At 66.5% G+C, this 26355-nt stretch carries 26 protein-coding genes and 1 pseudogene; 9 read left to right on the plus strand and 18 right to left on the minus strand.

What is annotated here, in order from left to right; translation table 11 throughout:
• Positions 1-14 precede the first annotated feature (14 nt).
• The 5 genes from ACFOM8_RS06960 to cls all read right to left on the minus strand — a co-directional run bounded on the left by ACFOM8_RS06960 (position 15) and on the right by cls (position 4114).
• A complete protein-coding gene (locus ACFOM8_RS06960) occupies positions 15-1115 on the minus strand; it encodes a carboxynorspermidine decarboxylase (protein ID WP_377760559.1) in 1101 nt (366 codons plus the stop codon).
• 92 nt (positions 1116-1207) lie between these two features.
• A complete protein-coding gene (locus ACFOM8_RS06965; protein ID WP_377760561.1) occupies positions 1208-1573 on the minus strand; it encodes a hypothetical protein in 366 nt (121 codons plus the stop codon).
• Between the two features lie 11 nt (positions 1574-1584).
• Positions 1585-2358 carry a DUF6478 family protein gene (locus ACFOM8_RS06970; RefSeq protein WP_377760563.1) on the minus strand — a complete coding sequence of 258 codons (774 nt, stop codon included), beginning with the start codon at positions 2356-2358 and terminating at the stop codon, positions 1585-1587.
• Between the two features lie 58 nt (positions 2359-2416).
• Entirely contained in the window at positions 2417-2695 is a 279-nt protein-coding gene (locus ACFOM8_RS06975) for a 4a-hydroxytetrahydrobiopterin dehydratase (RefSeq protein WP_377760564.1), read from the minus strand.
• Between the two features lie 12 nt (positions 2696-2707).
• Positions 2708-4114, minus strand: a complete 1407-nt coding sequence (cls, locus tag ACFOM8_RS06980; RefSeq protein ID WP_377760565.1) for a cardiolipin synthase — start codon at positions 4112-4114, stop codon at positions 2708-2710.
• 112 nt (positions 4115-4226) lie between these two features.
• On the opposite strand from cls, the gene accD reads away from it, so the two are divergent.
• Positions 4227-5147, plus strand: a complete 921-nt coding sequence (gene accD, locus ACFOM8_RS06985; RefSeq protein ID WP_377760566.1) for an acetyl-CoA carboxylase, carboxyltransferase subunit beta — start codon at positions 4227-4229, stop codon at positions 5145-5147.
• A 58-nt stretch (positions 5148-5205) separates the two neighbouring features.
• On the plus strand, positions 5206-6477 hold the full coding sequence (locus tag ACFOM8_RS06990) for a bifunctional folylpolyglutamate synthase/dihydrofolate synthase (RefSeq protein ID WP_377760568.1): 1272 nt from the start codon (positions 5206-5208) through the stop codon (positions 6475-6477).
• Positions 6478-6753: 276 nt separating this feature from the next.
• On the opposite strand, the gene zapE is transcribed toward ACFOM8_RS06990, so the two are convergent.
• A complete protein-coding gene (zapE, locus tag ACFOM8_RS06995; protein ID WP_377760570.1) occupies positions 6754-7857 on the minus strand; it encodes a cell division protein ZapE in 1104 nt (367 codons plus the stop codon).
• Between the two features lie 100 nt (positions 7858-7957).
• Here zapE and ACFOM8_RS07000 point away from each other — a divergent pair, with 100 nt between their 5' ends.
• Together ACFOM8_RS07000 and ACFOM8_RS07005 are read left to right on the plus strand one after the other, a co-directional pair.
• On the plus strand, positions 7958-8605 hold the full coding sequence (locus ACFOM8_RS07000; protein WP_377760572.1) for a 5'-methylthioadenosine/S-adenosylhomocysteine nucleosidase: 648 nt from the start codon (positions 7958-7960) through the stop codon (positions 8603-8605).
• 51 nt (positions 8606-8656) lie between these two features.
• Positions 8657-10453 carry an ABC transporter transmembrane domain-containing protein gene (locus ACFOM8_RS07005; protein ID WP_377760574.1) on the plus strand — a complete coding sequence of 599 codons (1797 nt, stop codon included), beginning with the start codon at positions 8657-8659 and terminating at the stop codon, positions 10451-10453.
• Here ACFOM8_RS07005 and ACFOM8_RS07010 read toward each other — a convergent pair whose 3' ends face one another.
• The gene (locus tag ACFOM8_RS07010; protein WP_377760576.1) at positions 10454-10999 is read right to left on the minus strand and encodes a CAP domain-containing protein; all 546 of its coding nucleotides are present in this window, start codon (positions 10997-10999) and stop codon (positions 10454-10456) included.
• Between the two features lie 167 nt (positions 11000-11166).
• Here ACFOM8_RS07010 and lysM point away from each other — a divergent pair, with 167 nt between their 5' ends.
• The 5 genes from lysM (at position 11167) to ACFOM8_RS07035 (ending at position 16034) form a co-directional block, all read left to right on the plus strand.
• Positions 11167-11682, plus strand: a complete 516-nt coding sequence (gene lysM / locus ACFOM8_RS07015; RefSeq protein ID WP_377760578.1) for a peptidoglycan-binding protein LysM — start codon at positions 11167-11169, stop codon at positions 11680-11682.
• Between the two features lie 137 nt (positions 11683-11819).
• Complete coding sequence (locus ACFOM8_RS07020; protein WP_377760580.1) at positions 11820-13703, plus strand: acyl-CoA synthetase; 1884 nt, start codon at positions 11820-11822, stop codon at positions 13701-13703.
• 108 nt (positions 13704-13811) lie between these two features.
• Positions 13812-14894 carry a glycosyltransferase family 61 protein gene (locus ACFOM8_RS07025; RefSeq protein WP_377760582.1) on the plus strand — a complete coding sequence of 361 codons (1083 nt, stop codon included), beginning with the start codon at positions 13812-13814 and terminating at the stop codon, positions 14892-14894.
• A gap of 24 nt (positions 14895-14918) precedes the next feature.
• A complete protein-coding gene (locus ACFOM8_RS07030; RefSeq protein ID WP_377760583.1) occupies positions 14919-15767 on the plus strand; it encodes a glycosyltransferase in 849 nt (282 codons plus the stop codon).
• 117 nt (positions 15768-15884) lie between these two features.
• Positions 15885-16034, plus strand: coding sequence for a hypothetical protein (locus ACFOM8_RS07035; RefSeq protein ID WP_377760585.1), 150 nt, complete (start codon positions 15885-15887; stop codon positions 16032-16034).
• 84 nt (positions 16035-16118) lie between these two features.
• On the opposite strand, the gene ACFOM8_RS07040 is transcribed toward ACFOM8_RS07035, so the two are convergent.
• The 11 genes and pseudogenes from ACFOM8_RS07040 to ACFOM8_RS07090 all read right to left on the minus strand — a co-directional run.
• A complete protein-coding gene (locus ACFOM8_RS07040) occupies positions 16119-17093 on the minus strand; it encodes a hypothetical protein (RefSeq protein WP_377760587.1) in 975 nt (324 codons plus the stop codon).
• Between the two features lie 12 nt (positions 17094-17105).
• Entirely contained in the window at positions 17106-18761 is a 1656-nt protein-coding gene (gene ettA / locus ACFOM8_RS07045) for an energy-dependent translational throttle protein EttA (RefSeq protein WP_377760589.1), read from the minus strand.
• A 28-nt stretch (positions 18762-18789) separates the two neighbouring features.
• Complete coding sequence (locus ACFOM8_RS07050) at positions 18790-18996, minus strand: hypothetical protein (RefSeq protein WP_377760591.1); 207 nt, start codon at positions 18994-18996, stop codon at positions 18790-18792.
• A gap of 124 nt (positions 18997-19120) precedes the next feature.
• On the minus strand, positions 19121-19975 hold the full coding sequence (locus ACFOM8_RS07055; protein ID WP_377760593.1) for a sulfotransferase family protein: 855 nt from the start codon (positions 19973-19975) through the stop codon (positions 19121-19123).
• Entirely contained in the window at positions 19972-20607 is a 636-nt protein-coding gene (locus ACFOM8_RS07060; RefSeq protein WP_377760595.1) for an MT-A70 family methyltransferase, read from the minus strand. The genes ACFOM8_RS07055 and ACFOM8_RS07060 overlap by 4 nt, the downstream gene beginning before the upstream one ends.
• Complete coding sequence (locus ACFOM8_RS07065; RefSeq protein ID WP_377760597.1) at positions 20591-21103, minus strand: BglII/BstYI family type II restriction endonuclease; 513 nt, start codon at positions 21101-21103, stop codon at positions 20591-20593. The genes ACFOM8_RS07060 and ACFOM8_RS07065 overlap by 17 nt, the downstream gene beginning before the upstream one ends.
• Before the next feature lie 84 nt (positions 21104-21187).
• Positions 21188-22552, minus strand: coding sequence for a 30S ribosomal protein S12 methylthiotransferase RimO (gene rimO, locus ACFOM8_RS07070; protein ID WP_377760599.1), 1365 nt, complete (start codon positions 22550-22552; stop codon positions 21188-21190).
• A 559-nt stretch (positions 22553-23111) separates the two neighbouring features.
• Positions 23112-23873 (minus strand): ABC transporter permease, encoded by a 762-nt coding sequence (locus ACFOM8_RS07075; RefSeq protein ID WP_377760628.1) that lies wholly within the window; start codon positions 23871-23873, stop codon positions 23112-23114.
• A 5-nt stretch (positions 23874-23878) separates the two neighbouring features.
• Positions 23879-24820 (minus strand): ABC transporter ATP-binding protein, encoded by a 942-nt coding sequence (locus ACFOM8_RS07080; protein WP_377760601.1) that lies wholly within the window; start codon positions 24818-24820, stop codon positions 23879-23881.
• Positions 24821-24831: 11 nt separating this feature from the next.
• Positions 24832-25413 (minus strand): NADPH-dependent FMN reductase, encoded by a 582-nt coding sequence (locus ACFOM8_RS07085; protein ID WP_377760602.1) that lies wholly within the window; start codon positions 25411-25413, stop codon positions 24832-24834.
• A 296-nt stretch (positions 25414-25709) separates the two neighbouring features.
• Positions 25710-26300 (minus strand): annotated as a pseudogene (locus ACFOM8_RS07090) (aminotransferase class III-fold pyridoxal phosphate-dependent enzyme); the annotation flags it as partial.
• Between the last annotated feature and the right edge of the window lie 55 nt (positions 26301-26355).

The raw sequence follows: 26355 nt of genomic DNA on the forward strand, positions 1-26355 counted from the left end.
GGGGAGAGGGCGCCTTACGAAAGGCTGGACTTGTAGTCTTCATAAGGGAAGCTGCGGACGGTGCGAATGGTCCCGTCGTCTTCCCGGATGGCGATGGCGGGCATGGCCACGCCGTTGAACCAGTTCTTCTTGACCATGGTATAGCCCGCCGCATCCGCGATGCTGATCCGGTCGCCCACCGCCAGGGGCTGCGCAAACCGCGCGTCCCCGAAGATGTCGCCCGCAAGGCAGGTCTTGCCCGCGATCTGATATTCGTGATCGCCCGCCCGCGGCAGCTTGGCCGTTTCGCGATAGATCAGCAGGTCCAGCATATGCGCCTCGGTGCTGCTGTCCACCACGGCGATCCGCCTGCCGTTGTCGATGATGTCCAGCACGCTGACCTCCAGCGTGGCGGCGCCGGTGATGCTGGCCTCGCCCGGTTCCAGATAGGCCTGGACGCCCCAGCGGTCCTGGAAGGCCTTCAGCCGGTCGGCCAGGCGGTCCAGCGGATAGCCCTCGCCCGTGAAATGGATGCCGCCGCCCAGCGACACCCAGTCCAGGCGCTTCAGGATGTCGCCGAACTCGGTCTCGATCCGGGTCAGCTGGCTGTCGAACAGGTCGAAGTCGCGGTTCTCGCAGTTGTAATGGATCATCACGCCGCTGATCCGGTCCATCGCGGCGTCCAGGCGCGACATGTCCCATTCGCCCAGGCGGCTGAAAGGCCGCGCGGGGTCGGCCAGATCGAAGCCGCTGGTGGAAAAGCGCGGGTTCAGGCGCAATCCGCGCGCGATCCCCGCCGCCTTGTCGCCGAAGCGGTCAAGCTGCGACAGGCTGTTGAAGATGATCTTGTCGGCATAACCCACCGCCTCGTCGATCTCGTGATCGGCCCAGGCGACGGAATAAGCGTGGGTTTCCTTGCCGAACTCCTCGTGCCCAAGCCGCAGCTCGAACAGCGAGGACGAGGTGGTGCCGTCCATGCAGTCGCGCATCAGATCGAAAACCGACCAGGTGGCAAAGCATTTCAGCGCCAGCAGCGCCTTGGCGCCCGAGGCCCGGCGCAGGCGGGCGACCTGTTCCATGTTGCGCCGCAGCGCCGGCTTGTCGATCAGATAGAAGGGCGTCTGCATCGCGGCCATGCGAAACCTTTGTGGGGGGTCAAAGCGAAAGGGCCGATATAGCCACGGCCCAGGCTTTTCGCAAGAAAGCGTGACGGGCGAATGACAGCGGCTCAGCCGCCCGCGGCGAAACGGCGGAACTCGCGCTTCACCAGTTCCAGCTCGGCGCGCAGTTGCGCGACCTCGGCCAGCAGGTCGTCGCCCGCGACCGTTCCTGCGACAAGGGTCAGGCTGCCCAGAACCCGCGACCCGGCGCTGTCGGGATCGCCCGCCACCAGCACCAGGCCATTCACCCCGCTGCCGATGACCGTGGCGGGAAGATCGGCCGTGACCGACCAGACGCCCGGCCCCGCATCGCGCAAGGCCGCCTTTGCGACAACCTGGCCGCGATGGACCACCGACAGTTCGGGCAGCGTGCCGGTCCCTTGCAGCGCGCCGGTCCAGCAGCCGGCCACGACGCCGTGGCTTTCGAACCTCATCGCGGCCCCCTTCATGTCTGCGCGCGCGGATGGTGCGACACCACCGCGTCGTTGATGCTGACCGCGTTCATGCGCGGCGATTCGAAGATCAGATCCAGCCAGGCCATTTCGACCGGGCGGTTCGCCAGATCGGCATAGGCCAGGTCGAATTCGACCCGGCGCGCGGCGCCCTGCCCTTCGACCGGATGGCCAAGCTGGCGCAGCATGGTTTCGGTGTTCGGCCCCTGCACCAGGTTGACGCGGGCATAGATCGTGATCGGGCGTTCCGCGTCCATCACCGTGTCCAGCAGCAGCACCCGGTCGGAACCCAGGCCGTCCAGCGCACCGCCCGGCAAGTCCAGCGTCAGCGACAGAAAGCTGCACGTGGTTCCCAGCATCTCGATCCGCAGGCCGTAGCTTGCGCCCCGCCCCGGCTGCGGCCGGATCGACTGGCGCAGGATCAGCGCCCGGTGCGGGCAGTCGTGCCACAAGGCCGCATCCTCGCCCAGCCGCTGTCCGTTCCCGGGCGAGGCGATGGCCTGCGGGCTGATCCGCCCCGCAAGCAGATGCGGGCGCCAATGCCAGTCCGTCCCGGGCGGCAGGTCGGCATCGGACACCCCGTTCTTGCGCAGCATCCAGGGATCCGAGGCTTGCAGGAACCGCGACAGCTGGCGATGCAGGATTTGCGCCCGTTCCCGCAGCCCGGGATCGACGGGTCGGGGGTTGCGCTCCTGCTTGTCGGCCAGGCGGGCCCAATCGGCGCGGTCCCGACCCAACCCCAAGAATTGCAGCATAGTCTTGACCATTCAAGAAGCCTTGTGCGTTCCTTGTCTGGATAGACGGCGGCCCTGACGCGGACAAGCGTCACGCGACCAGGTCGTTCAAACGGGCGGCACAGGCGAAATCCGCATCCGTCAGGCCGCCCGCGTCATGGGTGGTGAAGGACACCTCGCAATAGCCCCAGCCAAAGCGCACATCGGGATGATGGTTCCGCCGGTTGCCCAGCCAGGCCGCCAGGTTCGCCATCTCGACCGCCCTGGCAAAGCCCTTGAAGGCGAAGCGGCGGGTGATCGCTTGGCCGTCCGGCGATAGCCGCCAGCCGTCCAGGGCTTCCAGCCGGGCTTCTATCTCGGTGGCTTCCATGTCCTTTCTCCCTCACAACAGCGGCGAGGCCAGCGCCAGCAGGTTGTTGCGCAGCCGGCGCAGGATGGACCAGCCGCGGACCTCCTCCAGCGTGATCTCGCGCGACCGCTCGGCATAGCTGTCCTGGCGTGCGTCCAGTTCGGCCACGAATTCATGGTCGAAGACCGCCATGTTGACCTCGTAGTTCAGTTCGAAGCTGCGGCGGTCCAGGTTGGCGCTGCCGACCATGCCCATCCGGCCGTCCACGGTCATGATCTTGGAATGCAGAAGACCGTCCTCGAACAGCAGGATCCGCGCCCCCGCCGACAAAAGCCCGTAATAGAAGCCCTGACTGGTCGCGCCCACCACAAGGGAATCGTTGCGGGCGGGCAGGATCATCGTCACCTCGACCCCGCGCCGGGCGGCGGCGCGCACGGCGGCGTCCAGCGCGGTGTCGGGCACGTAATAGGGGGTGGTGATCGCCACCCGGTCGCGCGCCGCATGCAGCATCCCCGCCAGGCAGTCCGAGATCGAGCCCTGCCGCCGGTCGGGTCCGGTGGGAATGACCTGCGCGATCTCGCCCGGGTCGGCGACGGGGGCCACGGGTTGCAGCATGTCGCCCAGATCCTTGCCCGTATAGCTCATCCAGTCGCCCAGGAAGACCGACTGGAACTGCCGCACCACCGGGCCTTCGACCGACATCAGGATGTCCACCCAGGGGGCGAAGCGCGGCTTGATGGCAAAGGCCATGTCGGCGCAGTTGCGGCTGCCGGAAAAGGCCACGCGGTTGTCCACAACCAGGATCTTGCGGTGGTTGCGCAGATCCAGCCTGCGGAACAGGACGCTGATAAAGGGCAGGCCCCAGGGGAACGCCGTGACGCATTCGGCCCCCGCCTCCTGCATGTGCGTCCACAGCGCCGAGCGCACCAGCCCGCGCGATCCCAGGGCATCGACGATCACCCGGCATTCGACGCCCCGGCTGGCGGCGCGGGCCACGGCCTCGGCCACCTTCTGGCCGGACCGGTCGGCCAGCCAGATATAGAACAGGACATGGACGTGATCCCGTGCGGCGTCGATGGCGTCGATCATGCGGTCGATGGCCTCGTCGCCTTCCTCAAGCAGGCGGATGCGGTTCCCGGACAGCGCGGGCATGCCGCCCACCGCCGCGTTGGCCGCCACCACCGGCAGCGTGTAATGCGGGGGTTCGGCGATCACGCCCGGGTTCGGGACGCGCAGGTTGGTCAGCCGGTCGCGCACGTCCGCCATGCGCTGCACCTCGGCCTGGTTCAGCCGCACCTCGCCGAACAGGACATAGGCCAGGATGCCCACCAGCGGCAGCGCCTCGATCACCATGATCCAGGCCAGCCGGACGGAAGGGTCCAGCCGCGGCCGGATCAGAACGCGCGCGATCAGGGCCAGCGTGACCGCCGTATGCAGCATGACGAGGAATGAGGCCCACATGGCGCGCATCATTCCCGCCCGCCGCGGCAATTGCAATTCCCCCCGTCGCGGCCTATCTCGGGGGCTTGAAAACAGCAGGGGCCGCCCGCGAATGAACTGGATCACCAACTACGTCCGTCCGCGCATCAATTCGCTGTTCTCGCGCCGCGAGGTGCCCGAGAACCTGTGGACCAAATGCCCCGAATGCGGCACGATGCTGTTTCACCGCGAACTGTCGGACAACCTGAACGTCTGCACGAACTGCGACCACCACCTGGCGATCAGCCCCCGCGACCGTTTCGCCGCGCTGTTCGACGGCGGCGCCTTTGTCGAGGTGAAGGTGCCCGAACCCATCGCCGACCCCCTGGGCTTCCGCGACCAGAAGAAATACCCCGACCGCATGAAGGCCGCGCAAAAGGCCACCGGCGAGAAGGAGGCGATGCTGGTGGCCGAGGGCGAGATCGGCCGCACCCCCGTGATCGCCGCCGCCCAGGACTTCAGCTTCATGGGCGGGTCGATGGGCATGTATGTGGGCAACGCCGTCATCGCCGCCGCCGAGCGCGCGGTCAGGACGAAGCGCCCGCTGGTGCTGTTTTCCGCCGCGGGCGGCGCGCGGATGCAGGAAGGCATCCTGTCGCTGATGCAGATGCCCCGCACCACCGTCGCCGTGGAAATGCTGCGCGAGGCCGGCCTGCCCTATGTCGTCGTTCTGACCCATCCCACCACGGGCGGCGTCACCGCCAGCTATGCCATGCTGGGCGACATCCAGATCGCCGAACCCAACGCCCTGATCTGCTTCGCCGGTCCCCGTGTCATCGAGCAGACCATCCGCGAGAAGCTGCCCGAAGGCTTCCAGCGCGCCGAATACCTGCTGGAACACGGCATGCTGGACCGCGTGACGCACCGCAAGCGGCTGCGCGACGAACTGGTCTCGATCCTGCGCATGATGGGCGGGCTGTCCGCGCCCACCCGCGCCGACCTGCCCGCGCCCGCCGTTGAACCCGTCCAGCCCGAACCCGCGCAGGCGGACTAGATTTCTTCTTTGTCGAAATACCCCGGGGGTCCGGGGGCTGGCCCCCGGCGGTGAAGGCATGAGCCACTCTGACGCTGTTCTCGACCGCTTGATGTCGCTGCATCCAAAGGTCATCGACCTGTCGCTGGACCGGATGCGCCGTCTGCTGGCCGCGCTTGGCAACCCCGAACGCCGCATCCCTCCGGCGATCCACATCGCGGGCACCAACGGCAAGGGCAGCACCCAGGCGATGATCCGCGCGGGCTTGCAGGCGGGGGGCGCGCGCGTCCATGCCTATACCTCGCCCCATTTGGCGCGCTTCCACGAACGCATCCGGCTGGCGGGCGATCTGATCGCGGAAGCCGACCTGGCGGCGACGCTGGAGGAATGCGAGGCCGCCAACGCCGGCCAGCCCATCACCTTTTTCGAGATCACCACGGCGGCGGCGTTCCTGGCCTTTTCGCGCACCCCTGCCGACTACACCTTGCTGGAGGTCGGCTTGGGCGGCAGGCTGGACGCGACCAACGTGATCGACAACCCGCGCCTGACCGTCATAACCCCGGTCAGCATCGACCACACGCAATATCTGGGCGAGACCCTTCCCCTGATCGCCGCTGAAAAGGCCGGGATCATCAAGCGCGGCGTGCCGGTGATCGTCGGCCCGCAGGACGACGAAGCCCTGCGCGTGATCGAAGCCAGGGCCTCGGGGCTGACCGCGCCGGTCTTCGCCCATGGCCAGCACTGGATGATCGCGCGCGACCGGGGCGGCATGGTCTACCAGGACGACCACGGCTTGTGGGATCTGCCGCTGCCGAACCTTCTCGGCCCGCACCAGATCCGGAACGCGGGAACCGCGCTTGCCGCCCTGCGCCACCTTGGCGCCACCGAGGCCCAGGCCCGCGCGGCGGTGACGCAGGCCGAATGGCCCGCCCGGATGCAGCGCCTGCGCTACGGTCCCCTGGTCGATCTGGCCGGACCGCAGGCCGAGTTGTGGCTGGACGGCGGCCACAACCCGGCAGGGGGCGAGGCCGTGGCCGCGACGCTGGCCGCCCTGCCGCCGCGCCCCACGCATCTGGTCTGCGGGATGCTGAACACCAAGGACATCGCGGGTTATCTGCGGCCGCTGGTGGCGCAGGCCCGGTCCCTGACCGCCATCGACATTCCGGGCGAGGCGAACACCCTGCCCGCCGAGACCACGGCGGGGGCCGCAAGCGGCGTGGGCATGACCGCAACCACCGCGCCGGACGCGGCGGCGGCCGTCGCGGGGATCGTGGAGCGGGATGCCAAGGCGCGGATCCTGATCTGCGGGTCGCTGTATCTGGCGGGGCGGGTTCTGCGCGAGAACGGCTGAACGGTGCCGGAAATCCGGCAGGCAGCCGTCCGGCGCACGGATGCCCGGACCGGCCCCACGAAAACGCAGGGCAAAGAGGATAAAGAAGCGCCATCCATTCCGACCCTGGCAATCCGGCCGGGCAATCCGACCCTGGCAATCCGACCCTGGCAATTCGAGCGGGCAATCCGGTCACGGCTGCCCGGGCGCGCGCGGTGTCGCGCTTGCCAAGGGGCAGACAGGCGCGACCGGACAGGCGAGACCGGACTTGTCGCGGGACAAATCCGGCAAATTTCCTCAATCCGCCGCTCGCCCCCAATCCGCGTCCTGCATCTCGCGCAGGCGGCTGGCGGTGCGCTCGAATTCGAAGCTGCCTTCGCCTTCGTTGTAGAGCTGTTCCGGCTGGTCCGCCCCGCTGGCGATCAGCCGCACCTTGGCCTCGTAAAGCGCGTCGATCAGGGTCACGAACCGCTTGGCCTCGTTGTAGTTCGAAGCCGAAAGCCTGGGGATGCCGTCGATCATCAGCACCTCGACCGCGCGCGACAAGGCCAGGTAATCCGCCGGACCCAGGGGCTTGCCGCAGAGATCCCAGAATCCCGACCGGCCCACGCCATCCGCAAACTGCGGCAGATCGAAATGGCGCCCGCCCACTTCGATCCGGCGCGGCTCGCCCTCGGCACCCGCCGTCAGATCGTCCCAGATCCCATCCATCGCCGCCTTGGCCGCCGCATCCGCCGGGCAGAACCATACGGGGCCGCCCGTCGCCCGCCCCTGCCGGTGATCGACGGCGCTGTCCAGGCACACGACCTCCAGCCGCCGGCGGATCAGGTCGATGAAAGGCAGGAACAGTTGCCGGTTCAGGCCGTGCTTGTACAAATCCTCGGGCACCCGGTTCGAGGTGGTGACGATCACCACCCCCTGTTCCAGCAAGACCTGGAACAGCCGCCCCACGATCATCGCGTCGGCGATGTCGGTGATCTGCATCTCGTCGAAGCACAGCAGGCGGACCCGGGCCGCGACCTCCAGCGCCACGGGCCGCACGGTGTCCTGATCGCCCCGCTGCCGGGCGCGGTTCAGCCCGGCCTGGATTTCCTGCATGAATTCGTGGAAATGGACGCGGCGCACCGGAACGGTGGCGGCCTCGGCCAGCAGGTCCATCAGCATGGACTTGCCGCGCCCGACCCCGCCCCAAAGGTAAAGCCCCTTGGCCGCGGGCGCAGGGGGCGGCGGGCTGCCCACGCCCAGAAAGGCGCGCCAGGCCGACCGCTTTTCCGGTGCCGGGGCGGCGGCGATGTCGTCCAGCACGCGGTCCAGATGCGGCAGCACGGATTGCTGCGCGTCATCAGGCCGGATCCGCCCGTCCGCCACGCGCTGCCGATAAAGATCGCTGACCTTGCCCATGGCGCGCCCTTGCCACGGATGCCGCGCGCCCCGCAAGGGCCAATGCTTGACCCGCGGCCCCGCCCCGTGCGACCCCTGCCGCGGCAACGCGCGAGGTTCCATGCCCAAGTCCCCCACCCTCATCGCGGACATTCCCGTCCTGTTCGTCATGGCGGCCGAAGCCGAATACGGCCCCGCCCTGCGCGCCCGCATCGACCCGCTGATCACCGGCATCGGCCCGGTCGAGGGCGCGGTGCAGCTGACCGCCGCCCTTGCCGGAATGCCCGGGCTTCCGCGCCTGATCGTTTCGCTGGGATCGGCCGGGTCCGCGCGGCTGGAACAGGCCGAGGTGTATCAGGTCGCGGCGGTGGCCTATCGCGACATGGACGCCTCGGCCCTGGGCTTCGAAAAAGGGCGCACGCCGCTTTTGGACCTGCCCGTGCGGGTCGATCTGCCCCACCGGGTCGAAGGGATCCCCGAGGCGACGCTTTCCACCGGGGCCGACATCGTCAGCGGCCCGGCCTATGCCGCGATCGCCGAGGACATGGTGGACATGGAAACCTTCGCCCATCTGCGCGCGGCCCAGCATTTCGGCGTTCCGCTGATCGGGCTTCGCGGCATCTCGGACGGCGCGGCGGACTTGCAGCACTTGTCGGACTGGACGCAGTATCTGCACATCATCGACGAAAAGCTGGCATGGGCCGTGGACGGGATCGCGGAGCAGCTTGCCGACGGAAGGCTGATCCCCGGCGTCCCGCGCTTGTCCTGAGGGACGCCAGCCCCTAAACCCCCTGGGGCATATCGACCGGACAAGGCAGACATGGCACGCGGCACGACGATCATCTCCGACCGGCCCACCAGCAGGCGCGTGGGCGCGCTGCGCGCGTTGGGACCGTTCCTGCGGCCTTATCGCGGGCAGGTCGTGCTGGCGCTGATCGCGCTGGCCGCGACATCGGCCATCAGCCTGGTCCTGCCCCTGGCCGCGCGCCGGGTGGTGGACAATTTCGACGACGGCGCGGGCCTGCTGGACGAATATTTCGGCGCCGCGCTGATCATCGTAACGCTTCTGGCCCTGGGCACGGCGGCGCGCTATTTCTTCGTCACCCGCCTGGGAGAACGGGTCGTGGCCGACATCCGCAAGGCGGTCTTCGCCCGCGTCGTCACCCTGTCCCCCGCCTTTTTCGAACGCGTGATGACCGGGGAAATCCTGTCGCGCATCACCACGGACACGACGCTGATCCAGTCGGTGATCGGCTCGTCGCTGTCCATCGCCTTGCGCAACATGATCATCCTGGCGGGCGGGCTGGCGATGCTGGCCTTCACGTCCCTGAAGCTGATGGGGCTGGTTCTGCTGATCATCCCGGTGATCCTGGTGCCGATCATCGTTCTGGGCCGCAGGCTGAGGGGACTGTCGCGCGCCAACCAGGACTGGATCGCGGCATCGTCCGGGACGGCGTCGGAAACGCTGCTGGCCGCGCAGACGGTGCAGGCCTACACCCACGAGACCCGCAGCATCGCCCGCTTCGACGAGGTGACCGAGCGGTCCTTCGACGTGGCCCTGGCGCGCATCCGCACGCGGGCGCTGATGACGGCCATCGTGATCTTCCTGATCTTCGCGGGCGTGATCGGCGTCTTGTGGATCGGCGCGCGGGACGTGCGCACGGGCGTGATGACGGCGGGCCAGCTGGTGCAGTTCGTGATCTATGCGATCCTGGTTGCGGGATCGACCGGCGCGCTGTCGGAAATCTGGGGCGAGTTGCAGCGCGCGGCGGGCGCCACCGAACGCCTGGGCGAATTGCTGGCGGCCGAGGACGCGCTGACCGACCCCGCCCGGCCCGTTCCCCTGCCTCGCCCGGTGCGCGGCCATATCGAGCTGCGCGACGTGAGCTTCCATTACCCCACCCGGCCCGATGTCTCGGCGCTGGAAGGCGTCAGCCTGACGATCCGGCCGGGCGAGACGGTGGCCCTGGTCGGTCCTTCGGGCGCGGGCAAGACCACGGTGATCCAGCTGATCGAGCGGTTCTGGGATCCGGCGGGGGGCCGGGTCATGCTGGACGGCATCGACCTGCGCGACATGGCGCGGGCCGATTTCCGGCAGGCCATGGCGCTGGTGCCGCAGGATCCGGTGATCTTCGCGGCGACGGCGCTGGACAACATCCGCCTGGGCCGCCCCGATGCCCCGGCCTCCGAGGTCGAGGCGGCCGCCCGCGCCGCCCACGCCCATGACTTCATCTCGGGGCTGCCGCAGGGTTACGACACCCCACTGGGGGAACGCGGGGTGATGCTGTCGGGCGGCCAGCGCCAGCGCATCGCCATCGCCCGCGCGATCCTGCGCGACGCCCCCGTTCTGCTGCTGGACGAGGCGACAAGCGCGCTGGACGCGGAATCCGAATCCCTGGTCCAGGCGGCGGTGCAGCGCCTTTCCGAAGGCCGCACCACGGTTGTGGTCGCCCACCGCCTGGCGACGGTGAAGAAGGCCGACCGGATCGTCGTTTTCGACGCGGGCCGCATCGTCGCCCAGGGCACGCATGATGCCCTGGTCGCCGAGGGCGGGCTTTACGCCCGGCTGGCGCGGATGCAGTTCACCGACATGCCGCCGCTGCCCGAACCCGCCTGATCATTTCGGCGCGGCATAAACCGCCGCCCAGAACCGCGTCTTGCCGTCCGGCCCGATCGCCTGGCCGATGCCGTAATCGCGCAGCTGCGGGATTAGCATGTTGGCCCGGTGCCCGCCCGAGGCGTTCCATTCCGCCAGAACCCGCTCTTGCGAGAACGGCCCGGCGGCGATGTTTTCCGCCGTAACGGCGGGCGCATAGCCTGCGGCCTTCACGCGCGGGCCGGGGCCGCTGGTTTTGCTGCCGGCATGGGTCATGCGCCCGCGGTTCGCCATGTCGCAGGCATGCTGCGCCGCGACCCGGGCCAGCACCGGATCGGGCCGCACGGGCGGCAGGCCCGCATCGCGGCGCACGGCATTGGTGGCCGCCGCGCCCTGGCCGTTCTGGCTGGCGCTGGTGGCCAGGCAGGTGGCCCTGCCCGCAGCCATCAGCTGCATGTCGTTGGGATCATCCCTTCGGACCCCGGGATCCGGCGCGATCTGGGCGCAGCCCGCCAGAAGGGCGCAAAGAAGAACAGCGGCGGCCGGCAGTCGCCTGCGATGTGTCATGGTTTCACCTTTCGAAGCCAAGTGCATCCTACGGGTGAAAGAATGAATGAATGAACAATGCACGATTGTCATGTGGGCCGGGAAACGTGCAGTAACCAGAGGGAACGCTTGCTTCAACCCCGCGTTTTTCATCAAATCACCCGGAAACACAGCCGAAAGGAGGCATCATGGCCATCTGGGATTTCGTGAAGGACGCCGGCAAGTCGGTTTTCGGCAAGGCCGAGGCTGCGGAACCCGCCAAGCCGCAAGCCCAGGCGGCCCCGGCGGCGGCAAAACCCGCCCAAGACCCCGACACCGCCCGAAAGGTCGCGGCGCTCAAGGCGGAACTCAAGGCGCTGAACCTGGACAAGGACGATGTCCATCTGACGCTGCGCGGCGACACGGTCAAGGTCGACAGCAAGGGCGCCGACCGCGAAACGCTGGAAAAGCTGATCCTGGCCCTGGGCAACATCGAAGGCATCGCCAAGGTCGAGGCCGACCTGCCCGAAACCGGAGCCGGAGCCGAGGGCGGCAAGGCCCCGGTCTTCCATACCGTGAAGAAGGGCGAGACGCTGTCGGCCATCGCCAAGGCCTATCTGGGCAGCGCCGGCAAATACAACGCCATCTTCGAGGCGAACCGCCCGATGCTGTCCGATCCCGACAAGATCTATCCCGGCCAGACCCTGCGCATCCCGCAGGCGTGACCGGCCGACGCGGCGTCCGCGCGACCTGACGCCGCGTCCCCGCCCGGGCGCGCCGCCAAGCCCCTTGCCCCCCTTCCCGCCAATGGCCCATTGTGTTTCCCGAAAGGGATCAGGAGGATGGTCCCGTGGGAGGATGGATGAACCGCTTCATCAGCTACGATGACCGCAACGCCCTGGAAGCCGAGATGCCCTACGAGGCGCGCGATCTTCCGGTCACGCTTTACGGCTTTCTGGCCCGCACGGCCGAACGGTTCCCCGACCGGCCCGCGATCAGCTTCCAGCTTCTGTCCGATCCCAAAAGCCATGCGGCCACCCTGACCTGGCAGGATCTTCTGGAACGCGTCACGGAAACCGCCAACCTGTTCCGCAAGCTGGGCGTCGGCCCCGCCGACACCGTGGCCTATCTGCTGCCCAACAGCATCGAAACGCCCGTGGTGCTGCTGGCGGGCGCGACGGCGGGGATCGTGAACCCGATCAATCCCCTGCTGGACGCCCAGCAGATCGCGGGCATCCTGCGCGAAACCCGCGCCAAGGTGCTGGTCACGCTGCGCGCCTTCCCGAAAACCGACGTGGCCCAGAAGGCCGCCGAGGCGGTGGCCCTGGCCCCCGGCGTCACCCATGTGGTCGAGGTGGACCTGAACCGCCACCTGCGCGGGCTCAAGCGTTTCATCGTGCCGCTGATCCGCCCGCGCGTGAAACGCCGCGGCAAGGCCAAGGTGCTGAATTTCGAAGCCGCGACCAGCGGGCAGCGCCACACCCGCCTGGACTTCGAGGACGTGCGGCAGGACCGGGTCGCGGCCTATTTCCACACGGGCGGCACAACCGGCACGCCCAAGGTCGCGCAGCACAAGTATTCCGGCATGATCTACAACGGCTGGCTGGGCGGCACGCTGCTGTTTGACGAAACCGACGTGCTGATGTGCCCGCTGCCGATGTTCCACGTCTTTGCCGCCTATCCGGTGCTGATGTCCTGCATCGCGTCCGGCGCCCATGTCGTCATGCCCACCCCCGCCGGATACCGGGGCGAAGGCGTGTTCGACAATTTCTGGAAGCTGATCGAACGCTGGCAGGCGACCTTCCTGATCACCGTGCCGACCGCCATTTCCGCGCTGATGCAGCGGCCCGTGAATGCCGATGTGTCATCCCTGAAAACCGCGATCTCGGGTTCGGCCCCGCTGCCGATCGAGCTTTACAACCGCTTCAAGTCCGCCACCGGGGTCGAGATCGCCGAAGGATACGGCTTGACCGAGGCCACCTGCCTGGTCAGCTGCAACCCTGTGGACGGCGTGAAGAAGGTCGGATCCGTGGGCATTCCCCTGCCCTACACTCATGTCCGCATCCTGAACCACGACGATGCGGGACGTGCCCATGAATGCCCCACCGACACGGTGGGCGAAATCTGCCTGGCCAATCCCGGCGTCTTTCCCGGCTCGACCTATACCGAGGCCGACAAGAACCACAGGCTGTTCGCCGACGACATCTATCTGCGCACCGGCGACCTGGGGCGGCTGGACGCGGACGGATACCTGTGGATCACGGGCCGCGCCAAGGATCTGATCATCCGCGGCGGCCACAACATCGACCCCGCCGAGATCGAGGAGGCGATGCTGTCCCACCCCGCCGTGGCCTTTGCCGGCGCCATCGGCCAGCCCGACAGCTTCGCGGGCGAACTGCCCTGCGTCTACGTGGAACTGGTCGCCGGCGCCCAGGCCACCGAAGCCGAGCTTCTGGCCCATGCCAAGGCCCATATCCACGAGCGCGCCGCCATTCCCAAGCATGTCGAGATCCTGCCCGAGCTGCCCAAGACCGCCGTCGGCAAGATCTTCAAGCCCGACCTGCGCCGCCTGGCGATCAAGCGCGTCTATGACAAGGCGCTGGCCGGCACCGGCGCCCGCGTGTCCGAGGTGTTCGAGGACAACAAGCGCGGCCTGGTCGCCCGCCTTGCGCGCGACGGCACGGTGGACGAGGCGGCGGTGGCGGCCAAGCTGGGAGAGTTCACCCGCCCGTGGGAATGGGAATAGAACCCCGGCAGGGCGCCGTTCATCAGGATCGCGCTTTAAGTGTGGCCGCGCTTTGATTAATACCGTCCAAGGCGAAAGCGGTTTCCGGCCGCAGACAAGGATCGAGCGATGGGCGAACCACTCCCGGAGGCAGGCTGGTCACGCGAGATCGTGTCCCTCAGGAACGCCTGGATCTTTCCGCCCGCGGCCATGACGGGCCGTCCTTGCTGCGGGGTCGTGACGGCGGAAGGGCAGGATTGCCTGCACGCCTCGACCTGGCGCGGGGGCATCCGCATGACCCGCAAGGTCGCCGGCGCCGAAAAGCCCGGGCGTTTCCTGCAAGGCCGCCATGTCTGGGGCGGCCTCTACTATGGCCATTTCGGCCATTTCATGACCGAAACCATGGCCCGCTGCTGGGCCTTCGATCGGGATGGCGTGGAAAGCGTGCTGTTCATGCCCAAGCACGAGAAGCTTTCGGAATTTCAGAAATACCAGTCCCATTTCTGGACCCTGCTGGGCATAACCGCGCCGGAACGGATCCTGCGCGAGCCGCTGGTGGTCGAGGAACTGCTGGTTCCCGGGCAGGGCTTCGGCCTGGGCAGGATCGCCGAGGGCACCCCCGAGTTTCATGCGGCCATGCGCAGGCTGGCCGCGCGGGTTCCCACCGACCCGGCCCGCAGGATCTACATCTCGCGGACGAAGTTCAACGGCCGCGGCGGCGTTCTGGCCGAAAAGGCGATCGAACGGAACATGATCGCCCAAGGCTACACGATCATGCATCCCGAGAAGATGGAGCTGCCGGATCAGCTGCGCTTCTACAAGTCGGCCACGCATATCCTGGGGATCGACAGCTCCGCCTTTCATATCGCCGGGATGGTCGCCGACCCCGGCAAGCGCATCGGCTTTATCCTGCGCCGCGACAACAATGCCCACGAATCCATCGCCGCCCAGATCAGGGGCATGACGGGCCGGGATCCGATCGTCATCGATGCGCTGGTCGCGAACTGGATGGAGAAAGAGGCAGCCGCTTCCAACCACCTGAGCTGGGGCGAACTCGATTTCGAGATCCTGGGAAGGCAGTTGGCCCGGAACGGCTTCATCGACAAGAACATCCCCTGGCACGGCCCGGACCGGCAGGACATGTCCGACAGCCTGGCCCGGGTTCAATCGAAACACGACAACAGTCTGGTCCGGGTCGCGGTCGCCGGTTGATCCGCCCGAATATGGGAACGCTTCATGAATGACCGCGACATCAGGATCCTGGGCGTCTGCCGCTTTTCCATGCTGGGCCGGGGCGACTGGAAGGCCTATCGCAACCAGCCGGACGAGGCGCTGGAGGCGATCTATCTGAAGCAGGCGCAGGATCTGTTCGCGCCGGAACGCCTCGAAGCCCGCCTGGCCACGTTCGAACATCTGACGCTGCGGTCGCTGGCGAACCAGTCGGACGGGGATTTCCGCCTGCTGGTCGCCTCGTCGGACCAGATGCCCGACACGTACCGGAAGCGTCTGGAAACCATCTGCGGGGACGTCGAACAGGTCATTCTGCGCTTTCTTCCCCCGACCCACATCTCGGATGCGATCCAGCAGATCGCGCCCGAAGCCGGGCTGGATCTTCCCGACACGGTCCAGTTCCGCCTGGACGACGACGATTGCGTGTCCAGGGACTATATCCGCCGCCTGCGCCGCCATGCGGCCAGCATGTGGCGCAACGCCCATTTTGCCGTCAGCTTTCCGTCGATCTTTTATTGCATCACGGACGGCCCGACCGAAGGGATCTATGACTGGTACAGCCCCTTCTTCAGTGCGGGCGCGGCGATCCGCCATTCGTCGCGCACCATCTTCGATTACGGCCATTACGCGATCCCCACGCGCCTGGTCGCGGTCACGGATCCGCATTTTCCCAACATCGTGACGCATCGCGGCGACAACGACACCCCCCGCCATGCCCCCGAGATCCTGCGCAAGCGCGGGATGCGCCCGGCCAGCCGGGACGACGTGCGGCGCGCGATCGAGCGGCATTTCGATTATCTGACGGCCGAAGGAATGGAGCTTTGCAGCTTCGACCGCATCCTGGCGGCGGCCTGACCAGCGACGATCCGCCCCGCCCGCCGGGCATCATGGGTCCGGTAACGCGCCTGTGTCTTGGGCGACCCGCCTGATTCGGGTCACGCTGGAGCATCGCAACAGGAGACAGGAGCTTTCATGACCCGACTTTCCCTTGCCACCCTTGCCGCCTGCCTGCTGGCCGCCCCGGTTATGGCGTCCCAAGCCCCGGCCGCGGCGGACTCGGCAGGCCCGACGCCCACGCTGATCGTGGCGAATTGCCCCGGCAAGCCGCCGGTGAATGCCTGAAGCCCGCGCAACGCCCCTGGGCGTTGCGCATTTTTCCGGAAACGAGGCTGCCGGACGGCCAAGCAGGACAAGCGGAACGGCAGCTTACCTGCTTTCCGCCTTGCCATCTGAATGTTTCGGTCTCCACCAGACGACAAATCCGTGACTGGGCAGAAACGGATGGCTGAACTGGATCCTGTCCGAGCCTCCGGACCGCTTCAGTTCCGAAAAATCCTCACGCGGGTGAACCGCTCTGTAGGACACTTCGAATTCGGATCGGTCGTATGAAACCTCAAGGCTCAAGGAATCCGTCAGCGCCTTGTTGGTGAACAGTTCGTTGTCGGAAGCGAATTTCGAACATGTCTGCTCGATGAACACGCGGATCTCGTCCTGGGGACCGATGTCTACTTCCCTCGACAGCTTTATTTCCGCCTCGGGCGCCAACTTGTTGATGTCCTCTGGCGAGATGTCGACCCAGATGTCGGTTCCAGATTTCCGCTTTTCGATCTTCACTTCGTTGAAGCCCCAGGGATGGCCGGGGTTCTTTTCCTCGATTTCCGACACCCTGTTGTCGTAGCTGTCGAAGGTCGGGCACCATTGCACCGTTGCCCGTCCTACGTTCACGTAGACGACCTCGAATATCTGGGTCATCTTGCAATAACTTCCGCACTTCTCGAGGATCAATATGACTTTCTGATATTTCTTCAGTAGCTTCGAGCCGGCGATATACATTTGCAGCTCTTCCGTCACCGAAGACGGCAAATCAAGATCAAGAACCGTGTTCAAGTAAAGACGTGAAGCCATGCGTCTTTTGTCCAGCTCCACCTGCTCGTTGTGCTTCTTTTTCTCTCTTTCGTCGACGGTGCATATTATCACCCAGGCAATGATGAAGGCGAAGCCCATTTCGGTGATGAACGCGATGATGAGCTTCGTTATCAGCTTCGGCGAATCCACCGCGATCGCGAGGGATATTCCCGGCAGAGTGAGCAGGAGACCAAGGAACAGCACTTCGTTGTTGCTGAGCTTGGTAAAGAAGTTCCTGGCAAAATCGTGGGTTCTCAGATATTCCCTGACGCTCACTCCGCCCTCCTGTCACCTCGTGAATTTCTTGTACTTCACCCGCTTCGGCTCGATGCTGTCCGGTCCCAACCGCCGCACCTTGTCCTTCTCGTAATCCTCGAAGTTGCCCTCGAAGAACTCCACATGGGCATCCCCCTCGAAGGCCAGGATGTGGGTGCACAGCCGGTCGAGAAAGAAGCGGTCGTGCGAGATGATGATCGCACAGCCAGCGAAGTTTTCAATCGCCGCCTCGAGGGCTTGCAGCGTCTCCACGTCCAGGTCGTTGGTCGGTTCGTCCAGCAGCAGCAGGTTGCCGCCCGATTTCAGCAGCTTGGCCATGTGGACGCGGTTGCGTTCGCCGCCCGACAGCAGGCCCACCTTTTTCTGCTGGTCGCCGCCCTTGAAGTTGAACGAGCCCACATAATTGCGGCTGTTGACCTGCGCGTCGCCCAGTTCGATCACCTCGGCCCCGCCCGAGATTTCCTCCCACACGGTCTTGTCGGGATCCAGGCTGTCGCGGGACTGGTCCACATAGGACATCTTCACCGTGTCGCCCAGAGTGATGGTGCCCTCGTCGGGGGCCTCCTGGCCGGTGATCATCTTGAACAGCGTGGACTTGCCCGCGCCGTTGGGGCCGATCACGCCGATGATGCCGCCGGGCGGCAGGCTGAAGGACAGATCCTCGATCAGAAGCTTGTCGCCCATGTGCTTTTTCAGGCCCTCGACCTCCAGCACCTTGCCGCCGAGGCGCGGGCCGTGGGGGATCACGATCTGCGCCTTGCCGACCAGTTCCTTGATCGATTCGTCGGCCATCTTGTTGTAGGCGGAAATCCGGGCCTTGGATTTCGCCTGGCGGGCCTTGGCGCCGGCGCGGATCCATTCCAGTTCCTTTTCCATGGCCTTCTGCTTGGCCTTGTCCTCGCGCGCTTCTTGGGCCACGCGCTTGGCCTTGGCTTCCAGCCAGGACGAGTAGTTGCCTTCATGCGGGATACCGCGGCCGCGCTCCAGCTCCAGGATCCAGCTGGTGATGTCGTCCAGGAAATAGCGGTCGTGGGTCACGGTCAGGATCGTGCCCTTGTATTCGATTAGGTGCTTTTGCAGCCAGGCGATGGTTTCCGCGTCCAGGTGGTTGGTCGGCTCGTCCAGCAGCAGCATGTCCGGCGCTTCCAGCAGCAGCTTGCACAGCGCCACGCGGCGGCGTTCCCCGCCCGACAGGGTTTCCACGTCGGCATCGTCCGGCGGGCAGCGCAGCGCCTCCATCGCGATGTCGACCTGGTTGTCCAGATCCCACAGGTTCTCGGCGTCGATCTCGTCCTGGAGGCGCGCCATCTCGTCGGCGGTCTCGTCGGAATAGTTCATCGCCAGTTCGTTGTAGCGGTCCAGCTTGGCCTGCTTGGCCTTGACGCCCTCCATGACGTTGCCGCGCACGTTCAATTGCGGATCCAGCCAGGGTTCCTGCGACAGATAGCCGACGCGGGCGCCCTTGGCGGCCCAGGCCTCGCCCTGGAAATCCTTGTCGATGCCCGCCATCACCTTGAGAAGGGTGGATTTCCCTGCGCCGTTCACGCCGACGACACCGATCTTGACGCCCGGAAGGAAGTTCAGGTGGATGTTCTCGAACACCTTCTTGCCGCCGGGATAGGTCTTGGACACGCCGTCCATGTGATACACGAACTGATAGGACGCCATCGGAATCTCCTGCAAAGTTTGGAGCTATTTAGGGGAAAGCAAGCGCGATAGAAAGAAGCGCAAGATCGTCACGACACCAAGAACGGTCGTCAGCAGCAAGAGAAACGGCAGAAAGAGGACGAAGCGGCCCCGTCAGGAACGCGATGCCCAGCAGGGTGACCAAGTAAAGGTCGTGCCCCAAGCCGCGGAGAGATCCCGGAAAAGCATCCGGCCCGCATTCAACAAAGACGAACATCGCGTCCGTCCAGTAACAGCCCACCGATAGCTGTCATCCCAGTAAAGAAAGCGTGCCACCAGTGCCCCCGACAGCATGACCAGGACACAGGCGACGCTGAAAGCCTGAGCCAGTGTCCAAACGTTCATCGAGTCTCTTTCAAGAAATCGGGGCCGAGGTGCCGGGCCAGGAAATCCAGTTGCGGGGCCATGCGCGTTTCCAGCGCGGCGATAGCCTGCGGCGGGATGGCCAAGGCATCGCGGTTGGCGAAGACCTTTTCCGTCATGGCGGCATAGGTCCATGACCCGATGCCCAGATGCGCCTCGACCTGATCCATCACCGCCCGCGGATCGCGACTGACGCGGCCGAAGGGCAGCACCAGCATGTCGGGGTATCGCGCCTGCCAGCGCGGCAGGTAGGCCGCATAGTCGCCCCGGTCGTAAAGGACCGGGTTGCCGATCTCCGCCATCCAGTCGGCCAGCGTCCCGGGGCGGCGTTTCTCGCGGGCCAGGTTCATGCGCAGTTGCGACACGGCGCGATCGACCGGGTGGCGGATCAGGTAGATGACCTTGGCCCGGGGCAGGAACTTCGCGACGTAATCGACGCCCTCGTCCGGCAGGGTCGAATATTCGGGCGTGAAATCCATCGGCATCGCCCCGGCGGGCGCAGGGGCGAAGACGCGCTTGTACCACTGGTTGTGGAACATCTTGCCGCGCGTGATGCCGTCCAGATAGGCGTCCAGGTCGGGCGGCATGGGCAGGCCGCGCCGGGCGTGGCGGTCGCGGATTTCCTGGGGTTTCTGGCGGTAATGCCAGCCGATCCATTTCCGGTGTCCGGGAATGAACAGGTGGTTGAAATACTGCACCTCCTTGAACGGAGGGATCCAGACCTGCGGGTGCTGGCCCAGCATCTGCGCCAGCCAGCTTGTGCCCGCCTTCTGCGCGCCGATGCACAAGGCCGCGGGCTTTCGCGGCTGGCCCGCCGGGTCCAGGCTGCTCAACGCAGCTTCACCACATTGCTTTGCGAGTGGTTGGAATAGGTGGGCCAGTCGGGCCGGTAATCGTCGGCCTGGTTGCCCCAGACGGTCCAGCCCTTGCGCGGGCCGCGCGCGAACATTTCCAGCCGCGGTCCCCAGCTGCACGCCTCGATCAGGTCATACTGTTCATCGGGCTTGCGCGAGTGTTCGCGTTTCTGCGTGGCGATGACGTTTTCCTGGGACCGTCCCGGGTCCAGGGTGCGCACGTCGCGGCCGCGCACGCCGAACAGCAGGATCTCGGTCACGTTGCGGAAGTAGAAGCCCACGCCGCGCCGGTCGGGACCGCCGTCCTTGCGGACCTTGTACCAGATCAGGTTCGACTTGTACTTGAAGCCCCAATGCTCCATGACCTTCAGCCCTTCGGGCAGAAGGGCGTTCGGCACCCAAAGATACAGGTGCGACCGGGCGTCGGCGACGGCCTCGACCGGCAGGTCGCAGATCTCGTCCAGGCCCATCGTCGGGTATCGCGACAGGCGCTTGTGTTCGGGGGCCATCTTGCCGGTGCGGTTCTGGAACTGCCAGGGCGGGTCGGCCAGGATGGTGCCGAACCTGACGCCGTACGCGGTGGCCAGAAGATCGTCAGACGCGCTGCTCAACGGGGCCTCCGGTATCCAGGCAAAGGGCCTTGGTGATCCCGAACACCGATAGCGGACACCCCGCCCCGCCGCCACCTGCAATTCGCGGCAGAAGCTTCGGCATGGATGTTGCGGGTTCGTCATGGGACCAGCCGCGCCACAGCAGGCGGAAGCTCTGCCCGAGTTCGTCCGCGCGGATCGCGATCACGCCCGCGGACAGCGCGCCCAGGTCGATCAGCAGCCGGAAGTTCTCGAGATCGCGGTCATAGAACGGGCCCTTGTTGCTCCACTCGATCTCCGGCCCGATGCCGTGCTTGAAGCAATCGGCCTTGCGGGTGGGGCTTTCCTTTCTCAGGTCATCGACCGCGATGGCGGTGCGGAACCGCCGCGCGCGCCAGCCGCGTGTGGCAAGGAACCCGCCAATGAAGGCCGAGCCGCGCGACTTGTTGCCGCCCGCGACCTCTATCCGCTCGCGCTTGAGCCGGAACGAGGTCAGCACGTCGATGATGTCGCGCACCGGACGGGAAAGTCGTGGGCCAGGATGGCGCTTCATGGACTTCGTGGCGGTCGGCAGTGACGGCGCGCAGCCGGTTGCCGTGGCTCACATGCGGCCCCAAAGGTCGTATTCGCCCGCCTCGTCCACCGTCACCGTCACGATGTCGCCGGGGGTCAGGGTCTCGAAGCCCTTGTCGAGGAACAGGTTGCCGTCGATTTCGGGAGCGTCGGCCTTGGTGCGGCAGGTGGCGCCGTCTTCGTCCACGCTGTCCACGATCACCTCGATCAGCTGGCCGACCTTGGCGGCCAGCTTGGCTTCGGAAATGGCCTGGGCCTTTTCCATGAAGCGGTCGAAGCGGTCCTGCTTCACCTCGGGGGGCACATGGTCGGGCAGATCATTGGCTCGCGCACCCTTGACGTTCTCGTATTGGAACGCCCCCACGCGGTCCAGCCGCGCCTCGTCCAGCCAGTCCAGAAGGGTCTGGAACTCGGCCTCGGTCTCGCCGGGGTAGCCCACGATGAAGGTCGAGCGCAGCGTGATCTCGGGGCAGATCGCGCGCCAGGCGGCGATCTCGTCCAGGGTGCGGGCGGCGGCGGCGGGCCGGGCCATGCGGCGCAAAACGTCCGGGTGGGCGTGCTGGAAGGGGATGTCCAGATAGGGCAGCACCAGCCCCTCGGCCATCAGCGGGATCAGGTCGCGCACATGCGGATAGGGATAAACGTAGTGCAGCCGCACCCAGGCCCCCAAGGATCCCAGGTCGCGGGCCAGGTCGGTGATATGGGCGCGGTGGCCCCGTTCGGTTTCGAACCTGCGGTCGAGGCCATAGGCCGAGGTGTCCTGGCTGATCACCAGCAGTTCCCTGACCCCTGCCTGCACCAGCTTCTCGGCCTCGCGGACCACGGCATGGGCGGGACGGCTGACCAGCTTCCCGCGCATGTCGGGGATGATGCAGAACCTGCACTTGTGGTTGCAGCCCTCGGAAATCTTCAAATAGCTGTAATGGCGCGGCGTCAGGCTGACGCCGGAGGCGGGCAGCAGGTCGATGAAGGGGTCGGGCTGCGGCGGCACGGCGGCGTGAACGGCGTCCAGCACCGCCTCGTACTGATGCGGCCCGGTGACGGCCAGCACCTTCGGGTGGGCACCGGTGATGTATTCGGGCTCCGCCCCAAGGCAGCCCGTGACCAGAACCTTGCCGTTCTCGCGCAGCGCCTCGCCGATCGCGTCCAGCGATTCGGCCTTGGCCGAATCCAAAAAGCCGCAGGTGTTCACGATCACCGCGTCCGCGCCCTTGTAGTCGGGGCTGATCGCGTAACCCTCGGCCCGCAGGCGGGTCAGGATGCGTTCGCTGTCCACAAGCGCCTTGGGGCAGCCGAGGCTGACCATGCCGATGGTCGGCTGGCCGTCGCGGCGGACATCCGGGATTTGGGCGCGCGCGAGATCGGGGCGCAGATCGGGCGGGTTTGTGTGCATCCGCCGCAAATAGGTGATTCGGGCGCGCCGGAAAAGGGGGATGCGGCTTCTCTGGAACGTGATTTCCTTCGCCCGTTCCGATCGGCAAGATGGCGGCATGACCCGGTTTCGCCTGATCCTGACCCTTGCCGCCGTTCTGACGGCCGCGGTTCCCGCCGCAGGCCACGCCGACATCGTGGAACGTGGGCGCTTCATCGACGTGCAAAACCATCGCGGCGGCAATGTGCTGCAAATGGTGCAGTTGCGCGAACGGCTGGCCCGGTCGGGCAAGACGGTGCGGATCCGCGGCTATTGCCGGTCGGCCTGCACGATCCTGACGACGCTGCCCAATGCCTGCATCGGCGGCAAGGCGCGGATCGGCTTTCATGCCCCCCGGATTCCCAACACGCGGATCATCCCGCCCCTTGTCGATCAGATCATGGGCAACTATTACCGCGGCGGCATCCGGGACCGCTGGTTCGGCGGCTGGAACCGCTCGCTGGAGATGCAGGTGATCACCGCCCGGCAATACGTGCGCATGGACCCCCAGGCCCGCATCTGCCCCCCGCCGCGGCAGTCCTCACTCGCGCAGCCGCCAGCCCGTCGCGAAAATCCAGCGGATGCTCGCGCAGCAGACCGCGATCATCAGCCCGACCGCGACCAGCGACACGCCGACCGGCACGTCCGCAAGGCCGAAAAACGACCAGCGAAAGCCCGACACGAGGTAAAGGACCGGGTTCAGCTTGGCGACGCCTTCCCAGAATGGCGGCAGCATGTCCGCCGAATAGAACGCGCCGCCCAGAAACACCAAGGGCGTGATGACCATCATCGGAACGATCTGCAACTGCTCGAAGCTTTTCGCCCATAGGCCGATGATGAAGCCCAGCAGGCTGAAGCCCGTGGCGGTCAGCACCAGAAAGGCCAGCATCCAGAACGGGTGCAGGACATGGACCCCCACGAAGAAGAAGCTGGTCAGCAGGATCACCAGGGCGATCAGCACGGCCTTGGCCGCGGCGGCGCCCACAAAGCCCAGCGTGACCTCGATCCAGCCCACGGGGGAGACTAGGTATTCATAGATCGTGCCGCTGAACTTAGGGAAATAGATGCCGAAGCTGGCGTTGCTGACCGATTGCTGAAGGATCGTCAGCATCATCAGGCCCGGCACGATGAAGGCGCCGTATTCCACGCCCTCGACCGACTGGATGCGCCCGCCGATGGCGGCGCCGAAAACCACGAAATACAGCACCGTGGACAGAACCGGCGACAGCAGCGACTGCATAACGGTGCGGAAGAACCGCATCATCTCGTGGCGAAAGATCGCCCCCACGCCGGGCCAGTTGATCGCGCTCATGCCGTCACCTCCTGGCGCGGTTCGGCGACAAGCGTCATGAACACCTCCTCAAGGCTGGACTGCCGGGTGGACACGTCGCGCACCATGATCCCCTGCCGCGCCAGATCGCCCAGCAGATGCGCGATGCCGGTCCGGTCGGCGCGGGTGTCGTAGTCATAGGTCAGCGCGCGCCCGTCGGGCGACAGGCGCAGGCCCCGGCCCCCCAACTCGTCGGGGATCGCCGTCAGCGGCTCGATCAGTTCGACGGTCAGGGTCTTCTTGCCGAATTCGCCCATCAGCTCGGCGGTCGGCCGGACCAGCAGCAGCCGGCCCTTGTTGATCACGCCGATCCGGTCGGCCATTTCCTCGGCTTCCTCCAGGTAATGGGTGGTCAGGATGATCGTCACGCCGTCCCGGCGCAGCCCGTCCACGACCTCCCACATCTCGCGGCGCAGGGCCACGTCCACGCCCGCCGTGGGCTCGTCCAGAAACAGAACCTTTGGGCGGTGGGCCAGGGCCTTGGCGATCAGCACGCGCCGCTTCATCCCGCCCGAGAGCTCGCGCGTCATGGCGTCGCGCTTGTCCCACAAGGCCAGGCTGCGCAGCACCTGCTCTATATAGGCGTCGTCCGGGCCTTCGCCGTAAAGGCCGCGGGTGAAGCGGACGCTGCTGATCACCGTTTCGAAAGGCTCCAGCGCGATTTCCTGCGGCACCAGGCCGATCAGCTTGCGGGCCGCGCGCCAGTCGGTGCGGATGTCGTGGCCGCCCACGCGGACCGTGCCGCCGGTGGGCACCACCAGCCCGCAGATGATGGAAATGAGCGTCGTCTTGCCCGCCCCGTTCGGACCCAGCAGGGCGATGATCTCGCCTTCGTGGATGTCCAGGGTCACCTCGCTCAGCGCGCGGGTGCCGCTGTCGTATTGCTTGGACAGGTTCTCGATCTGGATGATCGCGGTCATGGCTTGTCCTTTCACTCGTTCTCGGGGTGATAAGGGCGGGCGTGGCGGGCATGGGCCAGGGCCTCGACCCACCAGTCCAGCCGGTGCGCGAAGACCGCCATCGCCGCCTCGGCCGCCGCCGCGTCATGGGGGTCGGTCAGGTGGCCCACCTCGTCGAACTTGCGCCAGGGCGAGACGAAGCTGACGGTGTCGCGCAGCGTGACGGTGTGCAGTTCGGCCAGGATGATGCGGAGGGCTTCCAGCGCGCGCAACCCGCCCGAGATGCCGCCATAGCCGATCAGCCCCACGGGCCGCGCCCACCATTCGGCTGTTACGTTGTCGATCAGCGTCTTCAGGTGCCCCGGTTCGGCGTGGTTGTATTCCGGCGTCACGATGACAAAGCCGTCGAGGTCCGCCATCCGCTGCCGCAGCGTCTTGATGGCCGCAGCGTCGCCCATCTGCACGGGCATCAGGTCGGGGTCGGCCGGGTCGATGGTGCGCGTGGCGAAGCCGTGGCCTTCCAACTGGCGGATGACCCAGAAGGCGACCCGGTCGTTGATCCGGCCTTCCCGGATCGACCCCAGGATCACCCCGATGCACTTGCGTTCCGCCATGGTCGTTCCTTGCGTTCCTGATCGGGCTGCGCCCCTAATGACAATCGTCCTTGGTCAAGAACAAGGCGAAAATCCATCGGCCCCCTGCATGTAATCGGCCCTGCCGGGCCAGCAAGGGCGCCGTGGAGGATTTGCAGGCCCGCAGACCGGCGCAGGCCACCGCCTTCGCCACGCGCTGCGGGTGCCATCAACACCGCCGGTCCGCAAAGGCCCGGCCGGCGCCCGCCGGGGCGTGGGCGGCACCGTCCTTGAGGAAAGCCGATCCCGCCCGGCCCAGCAGGCCGACGTTCCCTGCCCTACCCCCGCGCGGCCAGCAAACTTTCGTCCAGGATGTCCAGCGCCTCGGCGAACACCGTGTCGGGGATGGTCAGCGGCGCGAGGAACCGGACCACGTTGCCGTAAACGCCGCAGGTCAGCAGGATCAGGCCGCGTTTCAGGGCCTCCTCGCGGACGCGGTTGGTGAAGTCGGGGTTGGGGCTGTCGGTCCCGGGCAGGGTGAACTCGACCGCGTTCATGAAGCCGGGGCCGCGGATGTCGGCGATCTGAGGGATGTGGTCGCGCGCCGCGGCCAGCCGCTGCTTCAGGCGCTGGCCCAGGCCGGTGGCGCGGTCGCACAACCCTTCCTCCTCGATCACGTCCAAGACGGCATGGGCGGCGGCGACGCCCAGGGGGTTGCCCGCGTAGGTACCGCCCAACCCGCCGGGGTTGGGGCTGTCCATCACGTCGGCCCGGCCCGTGACGGCGCTGATCGGCAAGCCGCCGCCCAGCCCCTTGGCCATTGTCACCAGGTCGGCGGCGACGCCGTGATGCTCCATCGCGAACAGCTTGCCGGTGCGGGCGAAGCCGGTCTGCACCTCGTCCGCGATCAGAAGATATCCGTCTTGGTCAAGGGGCGGTTTGTGCCCATTTTCGGTCGTCCCGGATCAGGGCGTTGGCAAGGAC

It is taken from the genome of Paracoccus angustae (genome assembly GCF_042648745.1).
GTDB classification, from domain to species: Bacteria; Pseudomonadota; Alphaproteobacteria; order Rhodobacterales; family Rhodobacteraceae; genus Paracoccus; species Paracoccus angustae.

Excerpts from the sequence above, each read along its gene's own strand:
- ACFOM8_RS06960 (WP_377760559.1), bottom strand. The coding sequence starts at position 1,115 with ATGGCCGCGATGCAGACGCCCTTCTATCTGATCGACAAGCCGGCGCTG.
- ACFOM8_RS07000 (WP_377760572.1), top strand. The coding sequence starts at position 7,958 with ATGCCCAAGTCCCCCACCCTCATCGCGGACATTCCCGTCCTGTTCGTC.
- zapE (WP_377760570.1), bottom strand. The coding sequence starts at position 7,857 with ATGGGCAAGGTCAGCGATCTTTATCGGCAGCGCGTGGCGGACGGGCGG.
- lysM (WP_377760578.1), top strand. The coding sequence starts at position 11,167 with ATGGCCATCTGGGATTTCGTGAAGGACGCCGGCAAGTCGGTTTTCGGC.
- ettA (WP_377760589.1), bottom strand. The coding sequence starts at position 18,761 with ATGGCGTCCTATCAGTTCGTGTATCACATGGACGGCGTGTCCAAGACC.
- cls (WP_377760565.1), bottom strand. The coding sequence starts at position 4,114 with ATGCTGCATACGGCGGTCACGCTGGCCCTGATCGCGCGCGTTCTGATC.
- ACFOM8_RS06975 (WP_377760564.1), bottom strand. The coding sequence starts at position 2,695 with ATGGAAGCCACCGAGATAGAAGCCCGGCTGGAAGCCCTGGACGGCTGG.
- ACFOM8_RS06965 (WP_377760561.1), bottom strand. The coding sequence starts at position 1,573 with ATGAGGTTCGAAAGCCACGGCGTCGTGGCCGGCTGCTGGACCGGCGCG.
- ACFOM8_RS07050 (WP_377760591.1), bottom strand. The coding sequence starts at position 18,996 with ATGTTCGTCTTTGTTGAATGCGGGCCGGATGCTTTTCCGGGATCTCTC.
- ACFOM8_RS07010 (WP_377760576.1), bottom strand. The coding sequence starts at position 10,999 with ATGACACATCGCAGGCGACTGCCGGCCGCCGCTGTTCTTCTTTGCGCC.
- ACFOM8_RS07035 (WP_377760585.1), top strand. The coding sequence starts at position 15,885 with ATGACCCGACTTTCCCTTGCCACCCTTGCCGCCTGCCTGCTGGCCGCC.
- ACFOM8_RS06970 (WP_377760563.1), bottom strand. The coding sequence starts at position 2,358 with ATGGTCAAGACTATGCTGCAATTCTTGGGGTTGGGTCGGGACCGCGCC.
- ACFOM8_RS06990 (WP_377760568.1), top strand. The coding sequence starts at position 5,206 with ATGAGCCACTCTGACGCTGTTCTCGACCGCTTGATGTCGCTGCATCCA.
- ACFOM8_RS07080 (WP_377760601.1), bottom strand. The coding sequence starts at position 24,820 with ATGACCGCGATCATCCAGATCGAGAACCTGTCCAAGCAATACGACAGC.
- ACFOM8_RS07030 (WP_377760583.1), top strand. The coding sequence starts at position 14,919 with ATGAATGACCGCGACATCAGGATCCTGGGCGTCTGCCGCTTTTCCATG.
- ACFOM8_RS07025 (WP_377760582.1), top strand. The coding sequence starts at position 13,812 with ATGGGCGAACCACTCCCGGAGGCAGGCTGGTCACGCGAGATCGTGTCC.
- ACFOM8_RS07005 (WP_377760574.1), top strand. The coding sequence starts at position 8,657 with ATGGCACGCGGCACGACGATCATCTCCGACCGGCCCACCAGCAGGCGC.
- ACFOM8_RS07085 (WP_377760602.1), bottom strand. The coding sequence starts at position 25,413 with ATGGCGGAACGCAAGTGCATCGGGGTGATCCTGGGGTCGATCCGGGAA.
- accD (WP_377760566.1), top strand. The coding sequence starts at position 4,227 with ATGAACTGGATCACCAACTACGTCCGTCCGCGCATCAATTCGCTGTTC.
- rimO (WP_377760599.1), bottom strand. The coding sequence starts at position 22,552 with ATGCACACAAACCCGCCCGATCTGCGCCCCGATCTCGCGCGCGCCCAA.
- ACFOM8_RS07020 (WP_377760580.1), top strand. The coding sequence starts at position 11,820 with ATGAACCGCTTCATCAGCTACGATGACCGCAACGCCCTGGAAGCCGAG.